This window comes from Lysinibacillus sp. GW823-FHT02G10, assembly GCF_058797135.1.
In genome coordinates this window covers 1118165-1135659 of record NZ_JBXAJI010000001.1, presented here as the reverse complement: position 1 = coordinate 1135659, position 17495 = coordinate 1118165, and the positions used below count along the sequence as shown (strand labels likewise).

12 protein-coding genes and 1 riboswitch are annotated in these 17495 nt (G+C 38.8%); of the genes, 2 read left to right on the top strand and 10 right to left on the bottom strand.

What is annotated here, in order from left to right; translation table 11 throughout:
- Positions 1-15 precede the first annotated feature (15 nt).
- The 6 genes from AC1RFD_RS05960 to AC1RFD_RS05935 all read right to left on the bottom strand — a co-directional run bounded on the left by AC1RFD_RS05960 (position 16) and on the right by AC1RFD_RS05935 (position 10127).
- Positions 16-873, bottom strand: coding sequence for a transporter substrate-binding domain-containing protein (locus AC1RFD_RS05960; protein ID WP_492474610.1), 858 nt, complete (start codon positions 871-873; stop codon positions 16-18).
- Positions 874-992: 119 nt separating this feature from the next.
- Positions 993-1179, bottom strand: a riboswitch (Lysine riboswitch).
- 340 nt (positions 1180-1519) lie between these two features.
- Positions 1520-2782 (bottom strand): 2-oxoglutarate dehydrogenase complex dihydrolipoyllysine-residue succinyltransferase, encoded by a 1263-nt coding sequence (gene odhB / locus AC1RFD_RS05955; protein WP_131520250.1) that lies wholly within the window; start codon positions 2780-2782, stop codon positions 1520-1522.
- Between the two features lie 90 nt (positions 2783-2872).
- Positions 2873-5698, bottom strand: a complete 2826-nt coding sequence (locus tag AC1RFD_RS05950) for a 2-oxoglutarate dehydrogenase E1 component (protein ID WP_131520251.1) — start codon at positions 5696-5698, stop codon at positions 2873-2875.
- Between the two features lie 232 nt (positions 5699-5930).
- Positions 5931-7316 carry a HAMP domain-containing sensor histidine kinase gene (locus AC1RFD_RS05945; protein WP_054548609.1) on the bottom strand — a complete coding sequence of 462 codons (1386 nt, stop codon included), beginning with the start codon at positions 7314-7316 and terminating at the stop codon, positions 5931-5933.
- Complete coding sequence (locus tag AC1RFD_RS05940) at positions 7313-7987, bottom strand: response regulator transcription factor (protein ID WP_048392894.1); 675 nt, start codon at positions 7985-7987, stop codon at positions 7313-7315. The genes AC1RFD_RS05945 and AC1RFD_RS05940 overlap by 4 nt, the downstream gene beginning before the upstream one ends.
- Before the next feature lie 112 nt (positions 7988-8099).
- Positions 8100-10127, bottom strand: coding sequence for a diguanylate cyclase domain-containing protein (locus tag AC1RFD_RS05935; RefSeq protein WP_048392897.1), 2028 nt, complete (start codon positions 10125-10127; stop codon positions 8100-8102).
- Between the two features lie 542 nt (positions 10128-10669).
- Between AC1RFD_RS05935 and AC1RFD_RS05930 the strand changes: the two genes are divergently transcribed.
- Entirely contained in the window at positions 10670-11218 is a 549-nt protein-coding gene (locus AC1RFD_RS05930) for a GNAT family N-acetyltransferase (protein WP_004230128.1), read from the top strand.
- Between the two features lie 80 nt (positions 11219-11298).
- On the opposite strand, the gene murG is transcribed toward AC1RFD_RS05930, so the two are convergent.
- The gene (gene murG / locus AC1RFD_RS05925; RefSeq protein ID WP_048392899.1) at positions 11299-12375 is read right to left on the bottom strand and encodes an undecaprenyldiphospho-muramoylpentapeptide beta-N-acetylglucosaminyltransferase; all 1077 of its coding nucleotides are present in this window, start codon (positions 12373-12375) and stop codon (positions 11299-11301) included.
- A gap of 171 nt (positions 12376-12546) precedes the next feature.
- Between murG and AC1RFD_RS05920 the strand changes: the two genes are divergently transcribed.
- Entirely contained in the window at positions 12547-13893 is a 1347-nt protein-coding gene (locus AC1RFD_RS05920) for an MATE family efflux transporter (RefSeq protein ID WP_066036795.1), read from the top strand.
- A gap of 43 nt (positions 13894-13936) precedes the next feature.
- On the opposite strand, the gene AC1RFD_RS05915 is transcribed toward AC1RFD_RS05920, so the two are convergent.
- From AC1RFD_RS05915 to AC1RFD_RS05905, 3 genes are read right to left on the bottom strand one after another with little or no spacing between them, the layout of a single operon-like run.
- Positions 13937-15013 carry a Ger(x)C family spore germination protein gene (locus AC1RFD_RS05915; protein ID WP_349724756.1) on the bottom strand — a complete coding sequence of 359 codons (1077 nt, stop codon included), beginning with the start codon at positions 15011-15013 and terminating at the stop codon, positions 13937-13939.
- Positions 15003-16031: a GerAB/ArcD/ProY family transporter gene (locus tag AC1RFD_RS05910; protein ID WP_048392904.1), complete on the bottom strand. Its 1029-nt coding sequence runs from the start codon at positions 16029-16031 to the stop codon at positions 15003-15005. The genes AC1RFD_RS05915 and AC1RFD_RS05910 overlap by 11 nt, the downstream gene beginning before the upstream one ends.
- Positions 16028-17461, bottom strand: a complete 1434-nt coding sequence (locus AC1RFD_RS05905) for a spore germination protein (RefSeq protein ID WP_048392906.1) — start codon at positions 17459-17461, stop codon at positions 16028-16030. Before AC1RFD_RS05905 ends, AC1RFD_RS05910 begins: the two co-directional genes overlap by 4 nt.
- Between the last annotated feature and the right edge of the window lie 34 nt (positions 17462-17495).

Genomic DNA, 17495 nt, shown 5'->3' with positions numbered 1-17495 from the left:
GTCCGTGCCATGTCATTATTGTGCTGCGGGTTGTTGAGAAATAGCTTCTTCCATAATCGCTTGACGATCATCTTCTGAAATGCCTTTTAGGATTTCATTGATTTTTTCACGATTTGCGTCATCTTTACGTAAGCCTACAGCAATTGAAGTATTTGATAGGTCTGTATCAAAGCCTTCTTCAAATGCTACATATGTGAATTTATCGTTGGCAGCAGAAGCCGAAATGCCCTCTGGACGTTCAGCTACATAGCCATCAATTTTACCTGCTTCCAACGCCACACGCATTGCTGGGAAGCTCTCCATTGCTGTTTGCTTTTCTACGCCTTTAATTTGATCGATAACTGTGTAGTTTGATGTATTTAATTGTGATGTAATTTTAGCACCTGAGAAGTCTTGAATCGATTTTGCGCCTTCATATTTGCTACCTTTTTTAATAACCATAACAAAATCAGAAGTATAATAGTTTTCTGTAAAATCAATTGTTTTCTTGCGTTCTTCTGTTGGTGACATACCTGCAATAATTGCATCAATTTTGTTTGATTGTAGCGCTGGAACTAAACCGTCCCACTCCATTTTAACAATGACTAACTCTTTGCCTAGACCTTCAGCGATTTTCTTTGCCATTTGTACATCATAGCCACCTGCATACTCTGCATTATCCGCAATTTTCACTGCGCCATTTGCATCGTCTTGCTGTGTCCAGTTGAACGGTGGGTAGCCAGCCTCCATTCCAATTCGGAATTCACCGCCACCTTCTTCTTTGTCAGTTCCAGCATCACTTGAACCGCCCTCTTTTTTGTCACTTGCGCCACATGCAGCTAGCACAATTGCCGTCATGATAGAGATCATTACTAACAACCATTTTCTTTTCATGAAAAACTCCCCTTTTCTGTAAAAAAATAAGACAACTGTACTAAAAAAGACCTAAGTTTATTGAACTTAGGTCTTACCTTTTATGACAGTTGCCCAAATCCTCACTATAATTTCCATGTTTCCGAGATAGCACAACCTAGTAAATCTGGAAATCCATTTACTAGGACAGTCCTGCACTTATTCACTGCAGACCCAGTATAAAAGTACGAGCTCCTTTTATACTTCGGCGATATTTCCTTCTTCATTGCGTCTTCGCTTGCTTTTACTCAACAATGAACTAATAAATACCGCGCCTCTACCTCACTGGTAACAATTCGTGAGGTTTGTTTATTTAATTGATATTTAGATACTACTATAAAACTAATATGTTCGTCAAGACGATTTTAACATTTTTCTGACTAATGACAATATTAGGATATTGTGCGTTCTGCTTCCACTTTAAATCGTTGAACTTTTGTTGATATTTCTGAAAATTACAACAAATATTTATTATAGAGTATGTTCTATATGTAAGAAAAGTTGCGTTTTTTTCTTTCTTTGCTCCTCTAAACGATGTAACATTCGTACTCTTTCAAGCATAGAATCGGTCAATACCTTTCGTCATACAAAAAACCCTGCTGAACATTGTTCGCAGGGTTTAATGGAATTATGAATTTAATAATAAATCTTCAGGATTTTCGATTAATTCTTTAACTGTTTTTAAGAATCCTACAGAATCTTTACCATCGATGATACGGTGATCGTATGAAAGTGCTACATACATCATTGGACGGATTTGAACTTCACCATTTACTGCAACTGGACGGTTTACAATTGAGTGCATACCTAAAATACCAGCTTGCGTACCGTTCATAATTGGTGTTGACATTAATGAACCGAATACACCACCATTTGTGATTGTGAATGATCCACCAGCCATGTCATTTAAGCCTAATTTTTTATCACGAGCTTTTGTCGCTAAGTTAGCAATATCTTTTTCGATTTCTGCAAAGTTTTTGCTATTTGCATCGCGTACAACTGGTACGACTAAACCTTCTTCAGTCGATACAGCAATACCGATATCAAAGAAGTTATTTAAATGAATTTCATCGCCAGAGATTTGAGCGTTTACGTATGGGTATTTTTTCAGTGCTGCAACAACAGCTTTAGTGAAGAATGACATGAAACCAAGTTTGATGTCGTTTGCTTTTACAAACTCTTCTTGTTTACGTTTACGAAGTGCCATGATGTTTGTCATGTCAATTTCGTTGAATGTTGTTAACATTGCTGTTGATTGTTTAACTTCTAATAAACGTTTTGCAATTGTTTGGCGACGACGGCTCATTTTTTCAATTGTTACACGGTCAGAATTAGCTGCTGGTGTGAATACTACTGGGCCTCCTGAAGTTGCTACGGATGTAGGTGCTGCTGCTGGTGCTACAGCTGGTGCTGTACCATGAGCTGCTACATCTTGTACACGTACACGTCCTTGTGGATCTACTGGAGATACCGCTGCAAGGTCAATACCTTTTTCACGTGCAAGACGACGTGCTGCTGGAGATGCAACTACACGCTCACCAGAAGTTTCTTCTACTGCTGGAGCTGCTGCAACTGGTGCAGGTGCTGCTTGTGGCGCTGCTGGTGCAGGTGCTGCCTCAGTTGGTGCTGCCGCTGCTGGAGCTGCTGCTGCGCCTTCGCCTGCTTCTACTACTGCGATAACTTGACCAACTAGTACAGTATCGCCTTCTTCAGCTAAAATTTGTGTTAATACACCTGCTTCTTCAGAAATGATCTCAGCGTTTACTTTATCTGTTTCAAGTTCAACGATGAATTCACCTTTTTCAACGCGATCGCCCACTTTTTTTACCCACTGTGCGATACTACCTTCTGTAATCGATTCTGCTAATTCAGGGACTTTAATTTCAGCCACTTTCATTTCCTCCTTTGATTAACGTGCATGACGCACATAGAAGGGCTACTGCTTAAGGGCAAGTAGCCCGGTTTCAAAAATTGATATATATTATTTAACCTTTACTGGCTCAGCAACCGCTTCTTCAATAAGAGCTGCTTGTGCTGCTTTATGAGAATCTGCATCCCCTTCAGAAGTTGAGCTCATTGCAGGACGGCCTACATAGCGAAGTTTTTTACCTTCTGAAAGTTCATATAATGTTTCTAATGCATAATTCCATGAGCCTTGGTTTTTAGGTTCTTCTTGTACCCAAACAATCTCTTTTGCATTAGGATACTTAGCAATGATACCAGCTACTTGCTCTTTTGGGAATGGGTAAAGTTGTTCTACACGAATAATGTGTAGGTGATCGAAGCCTTCGCCGTCTTTCACGCGCTCTGCTAAGTCGATCATCACTTTACCTGTACCTAAAACGATACGCTCTACAGCTTCTGGTTTAGCCCCTAAGCCTGGTTGTTCAATCACTTCTTGGAATGAACCATTTGCTAATTGCTCAGCATTCGCCGCAGCTAATGGGTGACGTAATAATGATTTTGGTGATACGACTACAAGTGGACGTACCCCTTCTGTACCTAATAATGCTGCTTGACGGCGTAATAAGTGGTAGTAGTTTCCTGCATTTGAACAGTTCGCTACAAACCAGTTATTTTCAGCTGACATTTGTAAATAGCGTTCCATACGGCTTGAAGAGTGCTCTGGACCTTGACCTTCATAACCATGAGGTAAAAGGATAACTAGACCAGATTTTTGACCCCATTTTGAGCGTGCCCCTGAAATAAAGTTATCAAACATCACTTGTGCCATATTCGCAAAGTCACCGAATTGTGCTTCCCATACTGTTAGTACATGGCTATTTTCTAGGTTGTAACCATACTCAAAGCCTACCACCCCAGCTTCAGTCAGTGGAGAGTTGTGTACTGTAAAGGATGCGTTCGCACCAGAAATATGGTGTAGTGGTGTGAAGACATTGCCATTGTTTTTATCATGCAGTACTAAGTGACGTTGAGAGAATGTACCACGTTGTGCATCTTGACCTGTAAAGCGTACTGGTGTTCCATCTTGAATAATCGTTGCATACGCTAAAGTTTCAGCATGACCCCAGTCAACTTTTGCAGACGCATAAGCATCACGGCGTTTTTCTAAGATTTTACCAAGCTTTTTCTGTGGTTCAAAGTTTTCTTCAAACACTAAAAGCTCTTCATTGATTTTTTCTAAACGTTCCGCACCTACTGCTGTATCAATTTGTGGGAACTCTACTTTTAATTCTTCTGGCATTTCTAAATGATGATGATCATCTTTTTCTGCCATTTCTTTGACGTGGTCATAGGCTGCTTGCATTTCTGCATAGATAGCTGTATCTAGTGCAGCTACATCAGCAGCAGTTACAAGACCTTCTGCCACTAATTGTGCACCATATAATGCACGCACTGTTTCATGTTTAGACACTAATTTGTATGTTTCTGGGTTTGTCACTGTTGGGTCATCTGTTTCATTATGACCATGGCGACGGTAACCTACTAAGTCCACAATAATGTCTTTGCCAAATGTTTGACGGTAGTTTGCCGCAAAACGTCCAACTTGCACTACTGCCTCTGGGCTATCTGCGTTGACATGGATTACTGGTACTTCATAGCCTTTTGCAGGGTCAGAAGAATACACAGAAGAACGAGAATCATAATGTTCTGTTGTGAATCCAATCATATTGTTTGCGATAATATGGATTGTTCCACCTGTTGTAAAGCCTTCTGTTTTAGCGAAGTTTAACACTTCTGTTACAATCCCTTGACCTGGGAATGCAGCATCACCGTGTACAAGAATGCCTAAGCCCTTTGTACGGTCAAAAATAGGTTGCCCTGGTTTAGATGTATCATCTTGTGTTGCACGAGTAGCACCAAGTACTACTGGATTGCCCACTTCTAAGTGAGATGGGTTGTAAGCCAATTTCACATTCATACCGGATTCACGGTTGTAAGAAGCACCCATGTGGTATTTCACATCACCTGTCCAACCTTTTGTAATTTCAAGGCGGCCATGCTCTGGCATAAATAAATCATTGGAAACATGTGCAAAATCAGAGAACATCATGTCATAAGGTTTATTTAAAATGTGTGTTAAAACGTTTAAGCGACCACGGTGTGCCATACCAATACGTACGTTTTCCACATTTTTTGCTTCTGCCGTTTTAATAATTTCATCAAATAGAACGATTTGCGTATCTAAGCCCTCACCAGAGAAACGCTTTTGTCCTACAAAAGTTTTATGAATAAATTTCTCGAAATTTTCAACGCGAGTTAAACGATCTAATAAGGCTTTCTTCTCATCCGCAGATAATGCTTGTTTGAATGAGCCTGATTCGATTTGCGCTTGAATCCAATCACGTTCTTCAGTAGCTACTACGTGACCATATTCAAATGCTACTTTATCTGTATAAATAGCTTTTAAATAGTCGATTGCATCCTTACCATTTTTCACGTTTGCTGGCACATCTTTGAAGAAGATTGCTGCAGGAATTTCAGCTAAATCTGCAGCGCTTAAGTTGAACGCGCTTTCTTCAATTTGAGCTGTTTGTAGTTCACGGTTTTTCAGAGGATAGATATCTGCTGCTAAATGACCGCGTGAACGAATTGCATCTGCTAGTTTTACAGCGGCTAACACTTTTTTGTAATCGCCAGCAGGAGCCGCTGCTGTATGACTAGCTACAGCTACTTCACCTTCTACTACTACTGGTGCACCAAATTGTTGGAATAAAGAAACTAACTCCGGTTCTACTTCTTCAGGAGACTGTAAGAATAAGTCGTATTGCTCCATCACATATCCTAGGTTAGGACCAGAGAAAGCTGACCATGGAGAACTTACAGTTGTAACGTTGTTCGACATGAAAAATGACCTCCAAATTTTGCCTTTCGGCAGTTCCATTAATTAAATTGCAATTAATTATATAATATTTAGCCGTTCTTTAAAAGAATGTTTCTCACTACTTTTCCATATTTTAAAGAACGTTTTTTCCATCTCAATCTTACTACTCTTCACAAAAAATACAACTCTTTTTAGCAAATTAAGCAATTTTTTTCGCAAAGGATAGAATAATGAAATAAAGCGTGTATTTTTCTTAATATTTTAGCGGGATTTTCAGCGAGAAAACGGTTCCAATATTAACCTCACTCTTGACTTCTACTGTGGCATTGTATTTTTCAAGTAACATCTTCGAAATACTAAGCCCTAAGCCTGTTCCACCAATTTGGCGATTTCTTGCTTCATCCACTCGATAAAAACGATCAAAGATAAACGGAATATTGTCTTGTGCTATTCCTATACCATTATCAGTAATTTCTAAACATGCATAATTTCCAGCAACAGAAATAGAAATTTGTATCTCAGGAATTTTTTCACAATAACGAATGGCATTCTCTATTATATTACGAACGATTTGACTTAGTGCATTTTCGGTGATAAATAACGGACCAATTTCACCATGTTTCGACAGCGATATTCGCGCTTGTGGATGAACAAGCTTTACCTCATCCATCACTGCTTCGATGACCACTAATGCATTGGCCTCACTTGTTTCATCTTTTTCCTCACGCCGTGCAAGTTCTAATAATTCCTCAATCATTTTGCGCATACGAGCAATTTCTGTTAAGGAGGTATCAATGGATTCCTCTAATATGGCAGGATCATGTTTGCCCCATCTTTTTAAAAGAGAAAGATGCCCTTCAATTGCTTGAATCGGTGTACGCAGCTCATGAGAAGCATCGGCGACAAATTGCTGCTGCTGGGTAAATGAGATTTGCAGCTCGTTCATCATGGCATTATACATCTTCAGTAAATCACCAATTTCGTCATGTGATGTATAGGTTAGCTGTATAGGCTCCTTAAATCCTTGATCCATCACAGTTTTCATGGATGCACGCAATTCGTGTAGTGGCTTCATTAAATAGTTCGCTAGATAATAGCCAATAGAGCCAGATAACACTAAGGCTCCTAACCCTGCAATCAGCATGGCTGTCAAAAGATAATGCATGAGAGATTGAAAACTAGTTAACGGATGAATCACCTGAATATAGCCTTGGAAAAAGCCCATCCGAATCGGTTCATTGATGACCAGCACATCCTGCTTATCAATGGTCATCTCAAAAATTTCTTGCAACGAATTAAGTGGTGCAGCAGCAGAGGTATCATTGATTCGTAAAATATCCACCCCATCAGCATTAAATATTCGGACCGTCTCATCACGATCCGCAATCGATTTGAGCAAGCCTGTATTTTGCTGAATTTGCTGAATGGTAATTGTAGGACCTTGGGACTCTAAAAAAGAGATGATATCCTTACTTGTCCGATTGACCTTACTCTCCTCATCATTTAATAACCATGTATGCAGAGAAAGATAGACGACTACACAAATTATCGTAAAGCTAATAAAGATGACACTGCTTGAGGTCAGCATCCATTTTTTTTGCAGGGACTGCTGACGTAAATAATTTCTTAACTTATTCATTCTCGCATCACATACCCAACACCGCGAACGGTTTCAATATAATCATTCATCGCCCCAGGGAGTTTTGTACGTAAATGTCTGATATAAACATCTACCACGTTGGTCTCGATATCCGTATCATAGCCCCAAACGGATGTTAAAATATGCTCTCGTGTACATACTCTATTTTTGTGCTCAATTAATAGTTTCAATAAGTCATATTCTGTCTTTGTTAGATCAAGTTTATTCCCCTGAACGAAAACTTCATAGGCAGCTACATCTATTTCAATATCCCGTAGGCATAAAGATTCACTGCTTGTCTGCTCTGGCGTGACACGACGTAATATCGTCCGTATCCTAGCCAGCAGCTCTTCAATCGCAAAAGGTTTGACGATATAGTCATCAGCCCCTGCATCGAGTCCTGCTACACGATCCATCACAGCATCTCGTGCCGTTAATAAAATGATCGGTACTTGTGATTGTGTTCGGATACGACGGCAAATCTCAATCCCATTAATACTTGGTAACATCACATCCAGTAAAAGTACATCAAAATTTTCCGATGTTGCCAAAGCCAATCCTTCTCGACCATCAAAGGCAGTTTTTACTTCATAGCCTTCGTGTTGTAATTCAAGTTCGACAAAGCGAGCGATATGCTTTTCATCTTCTACCAACAATATCTTCTTAGGCATCATATCACCTTCTATTCCAAAATAACGATGTAGGATTTTTATCCCTATACTGTTATAGCATAACATCAAATAAAAAGTCTGTCTCACAAGGAAAACCTTGTGGACAGACTTTTTAGTGTATATCTGAAATGGAGAGGTTGTTTTTCCCCGACTCTTTTGATTTATATAATGCTTGGTCAGCTAAATCCATTAGCTCATCCAATGTTCGAGCATGGTCTGGGTAATAGGCAATGCCAATTGAAGCAGTTGGTGTAAAAAGATGGTCCTCTATCATCCAGCCTTCTGCTAATTCATCGCGAATCCGTCGAATAATATGCATAATTTGATGATGTCTTTTTTCCTGATCTCTTGTTAAGCCAGTTAAGATGACAATAAATTCATCGCCACCTATTCGAATAACCATATCATGGCTTCGAACTGTTTTGTTCAAGGAACTGCCGAATCGCTGAATAAACGCATCGCCCGTCTCATGGCCAAAGCGATCATTTACTTCTTTAAAATCATCACCATCTATATAGAGCATCGCCACACAGGTTTGATTTTCATTTGCTTCTGCTAGGATTTTAGGAAACTCCTTTTCTAAAAAACGCCGATTAGGTAGCTGTGTTAAAGCGTCGTGATAGGCTAAATACAGCAAATCATTTTCCCTTTCTTTGCGATGTGTAATTTCACGAGACACCATCATAATTTGAGAAACTTTTTCACGTTCAGGGTCGTGCACAACCGTGACATTTCCTTCTGTCCATATCGGTGTTCCATCTTTCGCCTTCAGTAAAAGCTCAAACTGTGAATCTGTTTGCCCTGTATAATTATTCAAGAATGTTTGCCATTCGCCTTTACTTTCTCGATCAATAATGTCACTGTAAAACTGTCCTTGTAGCTCTACATTTTCATAACCTAAATAAATACCATAGGACGGGGAAGCATAAATAATGATGCCATCCTCATTTGTAATCACAATTAAATCATTTGTATTTTCTGTGATGAGTCTGAAAGTACGTTCAATATTTTTTAATTCTGTGAACATTCTTTTCTTATCCGTAATATCATAGTTAATGGTTAAAATTTGTTCGATTTGACCAAACTCATCTTTTAATGGAACGATGGTAGTTTCTACCCAGTAATCTGCATGATATTTCGTTCGATAGCAAAGTTCTCCACGCCACATTCCCATCGTGTCCAGCTTATCTTCAATTATTTGAAAAAGGTCTTGCCCACGGAATCGTGGTTCGATCAATGCGTAGGGCTGACCGATTAACTCCTCCGCCGTGTAGCCAGAAGCCTGTAAAAACATCTCACTCACTTCGGTAATGTTACCCTTATGATCTAATACAGCAATGGCTGTAGCTGAATTTAATGCAGATTTAAATACTTCTAGCCCGTGAGACTTCGAGCGTAATTCTGCTTTTTGTAAAGTAAATTGTGTAAAATCTTGCATGATAAGAAATATGGCAAAGGAATTATCATCCTGCATCACTGGTGATAGTGACAGTAAATACATGCGTTCCTGCTGGTCCAATGTATGCAATTTAATAAACTTCTCGCCAACGTTTTCCCCTCTTGCAGCTTTCTGCAAACAAATTTTTATTTGTTCAACTTCTTCCTTTGGAATAATCGGTAAATCCACAAACATTTTCTGTTTGACGGTTTCATTATCTAATTGAAAATCTTCCATAAAGCTTGAATTCACTTCGTATATCATTCCTTCAGCCGATAAAATGACTGTTGAGAAAAAGGCATGGTCAAACATGGACCGCATAAATAAAAATTTATCTTCAATACTGCGGTCATAAAGTATTTCCTTCGTGATGGCTAAAATATAGTCTTCGTTCTTATATTTCAACGGTCTGACGGATGTTTCATATTTACGAACCTCCGACTGAACATATGCATAATCTACATAGTCAACCTGTTTATGTTCTCTAATGGCCTCATGGTAATTTTTCTGAATGATCAAAAAATTACGCTTTGAGGTAACGGTCGAAATCATTTTACCAATCGCCTCATTCGATAACAGATCTTGAGCTGCTTGATTTAAGCGAATATATTGATAATCGTCCCCTACTTTTTTCACGAGAAAAACAAAATCCTTGCCAATAAATAATGAGTTAAAGAAATCTTCGCTTAAAATATACTCCATGCTGTCACCTCCAGAAAAGCCATTGCCATCATGATAGAAATGTTCGTATGTATGTGTTGTTAGATTAAAAATAATACTACTATTATAACATAAAAATAAAAAATTACCTTTCTAGAATCGTAAAAATTATATCCTTTTAAGGATAATATTTGATATATTACCTATTATAACAAGCCAACAATCCTACTAAAGATGCAGATAAATGATTAATATTAGTTAAAATTGATAGGTTAGTCTTAATGCTAAAAAACAACAATATTATGGATAATCACATTTCATTTATCAGAATTTACTGACTATTAAACTCAAATTTTGTTTTTTTACGAGCAAAATGATTGCATCAAGCAGTTTATATGTTATATTATATTTAAAAAACTAGCCTTTTTTCGGTATGGTCGAAATCAGTAAGACAGCGGGAGATTATGGAATATCATAGTTATAACGTCTAGTTCTTTGGGTTTTAATTCCAGTACGAATTTTAGTTTTCTTCTTTATGCTTCAACGGAATTGTTTTAACTACCCTAGTAAAGGAGGCGTTTCGTATGCTTAAACATCGAGACCTGCATGAATGTACAGAGCTTTATGAGCTATTATCACACCCTTCTGTATTCCCTTTTGTCCGTCAAAAAGCCACATCCGCTGATGAATATTGGTTTATGACAAAACAACTGATTGAAGAGGAAGCGAGAGGACTCGCTATCTCGAGGACCATAACTGATGATTGGGGTCAACCAATCGGCACCATTAGTATTCACGATGTGGAGGACGGTGCAGGCTTTCTAGGAACGTGGATTGGACTCCCTTACCAAGGTAAAGGTTATAATCAAAAAGCAAAAATGTTATTTTTGAACGAGTTATTTTTTGACTATAATTTTCATACGGTCTTTCTCCGTATACGTGTTGAAAATTTAAAATCACAGCGTGCTGCTTTAAAGCTTCCCTATGTGGTGAGTGCCAATGAAAGTCATCCAACATTATTAGCGCAGGTTAATAGCGGTGAGGCACAATTTAATTTATTTAAAATTCCAAAAGATTTATTCTACCTAACAACGGCACATCAAATGCAAGAAGGCGAAGAGCAAGCAATGTAGTGTGTATATATAAAAGAGAAGCTATAAGGTTTTGTCATTTCGACCTACCTCATAGCTTCTTTTCTTTTTTCAAATAGCACTTATTTCTTGTACCGTAAAATTAATGACGCCATTTCATCTGGTGTTTTTGGTTTTTGCGTTTTTGCCATTGTCTCCACCATTTCCACTTTACGCTCTGTTAGTGTATGAACAGACTTCATAAAAGATTCCTTTGTCAACTCGTCTTCCTGTAACACTTCTGCGTAACCTTGTTTTTTAAACAAGTTGGCATTTAAAATTTGATCTCCACGACTTTTTTGCGCTGAGAGAGGTACTAATAGCATCGGCTTGTGAAGCGCTAAAAATTCAAAAATGGAGTTAGAGCCTGCTCGTGACACAATAAAGTCTGCAGCATGCAATAAATCAGGTAACTCTGTTGTCACATACTCAAATTGCTTGTAGCCTGGCATTGCCTCCAGTGCTTCATCATAATTCCCCTTCCCACATAAATGAATGATGTGAAATTGCTTGAGGAGCTCTGGTAAGTTTTTACGTAGTGCCTCATTTAAGACAACAGAGCCTAAACTCCCTCCCATAACAAGTAAAACAGGCTTTAAAGTAGAAAAGCCGCAGAAAGCTAGCCCCCTTGCTCTTTCTCCCTCAAATAACTCAGGACGAATAATGGAGCCTGTGCAAGTAGCCTTCTCTTGAGGTAAATGCTTCAGAGTTTCTTCAAAAATTGTGAATACATGTGAAGCAAAAGGTAAGGCTATTTTATTAGCAAGACCAGGTGTTACATCAGATTCATGGATGACGACTGGCACACCTGCTAATTTCGCTGCCATCACAACGGGTACAGAGACAAACCCTCCCTTTGAAAAGACAACCTGTGGCTTCACTTTTTTAATAATACGAAAAGCCTGCATCATTCCAGCAAGCACTTTAAATGGATCTGTAAAATTTTTCATGGAGAAATAACGACGCAATTTACCACTCGCAATGCCATAAAACGGAACATCGGGGAACGCCTCGCCAATTAATTCTTTTTCAATACCTTGCTCTGAGCCAATATAGTGGACATCATAACCAAGTTCTAGTAAAGACGGGAGTATCGCCTGATTTAACGATACATGGCCAGCTGTCCCACCACCGGTTAAAATGATTGTTTGTTGTTTCACACAAATTCTCCTATTCCTTAAAAACCATTGTAGTTAGCACTACTTTTTGTTTACAGTGTTCTATTTTACTATATGCTGACGAAAAGATATAGATGAAGCATGAAAATTTCAGCTTTTCTCTCTTTACATATGCTATACTTGTTCATTATGTTCATGAAGGAAGTAGAAAATATGTATCAAACATCCACAATTAAGGAAAAATACGTGCTACTCTTAAAAATGATTGTCCCTATTTTAGTGACACAGGTAGCTATTTATCTTATTTCATTTTTTGATATTTTAATGTCCAGTCGTTACGGGACGGTTGATTTAGCAGGTGTTTCGATTGGTTCCTCTATATGGATGCCGATTTATACTGGACTTTCAGGTATACTCCTAGCTATTACGCCAATTGTCTCACAGCTTGTGGGAGCGAAAAAAGAGATGGATGCAAAAAAGGCAGTCCAGCAAGGCATTTATGTCGCCATATTGCTGGCGATCCTTATTTTTACAGGACTCTTCTTTGGCATTGATTGGATACTTAGTAAGATGAACTTAGAGTCTGCTGTACATAGCATTGCAAAAGGCTACATCTATGCGATGTGTGCGGGTCTTTTGCCACTTTTCTTATTTTTTGTAATGCGTTGCTTTATTGATGCCCTTGGTCAGACACGGGTCACGATGATCATTACCTTAATGACAACACCCATTAATATCGTGCTGAACTATATCTTTATTTTCGGCAAATTTGGTGCGCCTGAGCTTGGCGGCATCGGAGCTGGTGTAGCGACAGCAATAACGTACTGGCTAATATTCATGATTACAGTATGGATCATCGCTAAACGAGTACCGTTCGAACGATTCCGTCTGTTTCATGATTGGCCAAAGCTTGAATGGCTTCGATGGAAGGAAATTTTATTGATTGGGGTACCGATCGGTATTTCCCTATTTGCAGAAACAAGTATTTTTTCTGCTGTGACCATGATGATGAGTAATTTTAGCACAGAAATCATCGCAGCCCATCAGATTGCCATCAATTTCACTTCTCTGTTATACATGGTTCCGCTCAGTATTTCTATGGGTGTCACCATATTAGTAGGTTTTGAGATCGGCGCTGGTCGCATGCGAGATGCTCGTATGTATAGTTATTTATGTGTCGGCACAGCCATTTTATTTAGCTTTATATCAGCTTGCATCTTGTTTATTTTACGTGAACCTGTAGCACATATGTATACGACAGATCAGATGGTACTTGAGTATGCTGTACAATTTTTAGTCTACGCAGCCATTTTCCAGCTATCTGATGCGATACAAGCACCAGTACAAGGCGCATTGAGAGGCTATAAAGATGTTATGATCACGTTTATCATGGCCATTATATCTTATTGGGTGATTGGCTTGCCAGTTGGGTATACCCTTGCCACACATACGGATTTCGGTCCATTTGGCTATTGGATTGGCCTTGTGGCAGGTTTAACAATGGGCGCAATTACTCTTTTAATCCGTCTATTGGTTGTTCAAAAAAGAGTCACTGTTTAACAACAAAAAATCGCTTTTCTCTAACTTGAGAAAGGCGATTTTTTTAGCGTAAAACACCTGTACGAATGATTTTCACTTGAACAGACGGCACTAGCTGTAAGGATGCATAGATAGCAGGCCAATCCTTCTGAAACATTTTGGGGTGATAAGCACGAATATATCGACCAATCCCCAACGTATCCGATTGCTGACCTTGAAGAATCCGCAAAACCTCCTCAAACTCTGCCTGCACATGATCTTGAATCAACTGCTGAACCTCCTTGAAAACGGGGTCTTTATATAAATGGTCATGTGCAAATTCCTCAATTTCTACCTCTATGAGATAATCCATGTCTATTCTTTTTAATTCCTCATTCACCGTCCATTGACGCTTGATATGAATAACATCAGCCGTGATTGGCATCGATTTTCCATCATGCTTCCACATATAGCTCATCCGCGCTTGTTTGCTAGGTTGATTCATTAAGAGAAGCATCGTGAGAGATTGTTTTGGTGTTAATATTGTACCCGTAAACGTTTGACCTGAGAACAAAGCGACACCTGCCGCAACAGCATGCTTTTTATCCTCACTTAACTGAATATACGGAAGTGCTATATCAATTGTCTGTTCAAATAGCATGGAGCCAACCGTCTGTAAATCTAATTTCGGAAAAATTGTATTTTCCTCTGTGCTTTCCATAAAACGTTCATAATAGCCTCCTGCCCCCCCTGCTAAATCCTTTGTTAGCTCTATAAACGGCTTGACATCCCCTTCTGTTACAGCAATTTTTATCGAAATCGGGTTTTGGGGATCACGAAAATAAATATCCAAAATATCATAAAGAGGCTCTCTTACCGTTTGGTCCGATACAAGGATGGTCGATAACTCAGATAAATCAAGTGTTTGTTCTACTTTTAAATTGGCTTGATTCCGTACATCTCTTGGTGAAATGCCGTCCGCTTCAATCACTTCATTTTGCTGAGCTGCTGTATTCGGATAGGCATAATATCCCTTGTATGCCCCTATATATCCGTCCACCCCAACGAGCGTCACAACGGAAGCGTTTTTATAAAGTCGTTCATCCCAACAGCCAGCTAAAAGTAACATAGACAAGAGGAGCATAATCCCTTTACGATACACGTTTTCCCCTCCATTTATTCCAACAAATTATCATCATTGGTAGTAGAATCGTAAACACAATGAGTACGTAGTGTATAGAATTTTTGATAAACTCAATGCGCTGAAATTGCATGACAAATAGCGGCAGGATGGCTAAGAGAAGATGAAAAAAAACAATACTTCGTTTCGGATGCTTCCGTTTTTTTGACAAATAAAGCACACGAAAGGACAAACCGTAGATCATGACCGTAACAATGGACCAAGAAAGCCAAATATAGATGAAAAAAATATCCAGCCGTTTTACAAAATTCACTTCCTGTGATTTTAAAATATACATAATAGGCTCTGGTATTAGTTGAACCTCCTCCAAAGCAAAGAACATTTGTGTAAAGACAACCGAAATAAAATAAAAGATAAAAATGACGAGTTGATAAATCAATAAGGGCTTTCCCTTCACCTGTAAATCCTGTTTGAGAAATGGACGATAAAGGAGGTACATTTCAATCCCAAAAAAGGCATACATGCTATGAATCATGCCCGCCATGATTTGCCTAGTATTATTCCACTCAACGGGAAAAAGATTACTCCACGTTAAATCTGGAATAGCCAGCATTAAAAAAATGACAAAGAGGAAAATAATAGGAATTAGCATGACACCAATATTGATGATGGTTTCTGGTCTAACTAAATTGGCATACAAAGATAGCCCTACAATCATCATGACAACAATCCATTCAGGTGTTCGGGGCAAGACCCATGAGGCCAGAACATACCCCATATAGGCAATTAATACAGCTGTTATTAATAACCAATAGATCAGATAGACCCAGCGAAAGAACCCATTTAAAAAGAAAAATTGATAATAGCGTTCAAAAAATAACAGCAAGCCGTAATGGAAGATGCTAGCAAGGAAGAAGACATACCATGCACTATGTTGACTGTATATGATTAACGGTGTTTGAAAGGCAATGTAGACAACACCTGTCTGAATGATAAAGAGTAGTAAAAAAAATTGTGCCTTTGATAGAGAAAAATTCATGGTGTATCCTCATTTTTTCCCTTTTCATCCTTCGGTGGTTGAAAGGAAGTAACTTGGACTGTCGGTCTAATAAATGGCCAGCGTAAAAAAATTTTATAAACAGCTTTCGGTTGAAATGGTACGATAGGTGAAAAATACGGCTGTTTCAATGACGTTAAACTAATTAAATGAATTAATAGGATGACAACTCCTACCACAATGCCTAAAAACCCAAATAATGAGGCAAGTAGCATAAACGGAAAACGGATCATGCGAATCGTGCTATTCAATTCAACGGACGGGACAACATAGCTTGAAATGGCCGTTAAGGCGACAACAATGACCATTAAGTTCGACACGAGTCCCGCACTTACAATGGCATCTCCTATCACTAATCCCCCTACGATCCCAATCGTTTGCCCTACTGATTGTGGTAAACGAATACTTGATTCTCGAATGAGCTCCATAATAATCTCAAGTATCAGTGCTTCAATTAACGGTCGATAAGGTATATCATTAACATCATTTTTTACTTGATTACTTAATTCTAAGGGTAATACCTCAAAGTGAAAGCTAATCACAGCAATATAAAATGCTGGTAAAAAAACCGCCGTTACAAACGACAGTAAACGCACTATTTTATAAAAAGAGCCAACCACTACCCGACTATTATAGTCATCAGGTGTTTGATAGAAAGAGAAAAATGTCACAGGGCCAATCAAGGCAGACGGCGAAATATTGGTCATGACCACAACTTTACCCTCCACTAAGTGGGCTACCACACGATCTGGATGCTCTGTATTTAACAATTGTGGAAATGGCGATAACACGGAATCCTCTAGTGCATCACTTAACTGGCCAATACTATAAAAATAGTCGATTTTAATGTCCGCAATCCGCTTTTCCATCTCTTGTAAGGTTTCAGGCTGTATAACCCCATCCATATAGAGATAATAAGCTTTAGTGTTAGTTTGTTGTCCAATTGTAAAAGATTTGACCACAAGAGCGGGATTATTCACTCGTTTTCGTATCAATGTTAAATTGGTATCCGCCCGCTCCACAAGACCCTCATGGGAGCCTCGCAGAATATGTTCATTGTTTGGCTCCTCAAGATTACGACGAACTTCATTGGTAATCGCTAACGTCAGCATTTTTCCCGTATCAGGCAAAATCACGAGCGTTTCACCTTGGCAAACCCGTTCAATCGCTTGCGGTAGCGCAAAATTATCGAGTGTTGTAAGTAGGGTTTCACTCCAAAAAGGTTTTTCTGTATCTAAACGTGCATAAATGGTATCCAGTATTTTTTGGACTTCCTTCGCATCAACAAGAGAAGCGTAAAAGCATAAAATAGCCGTGTCCCCTTCATGCCAATCTATTTGTCTGACGGTCAAATCCGAGGAATGGTAGAATGCTTTTTGTAGGCTTTTGATCATATACTCCACTTTATCCATAAAACGCCTCCTCTACTGGAGAGTATAAGCATTT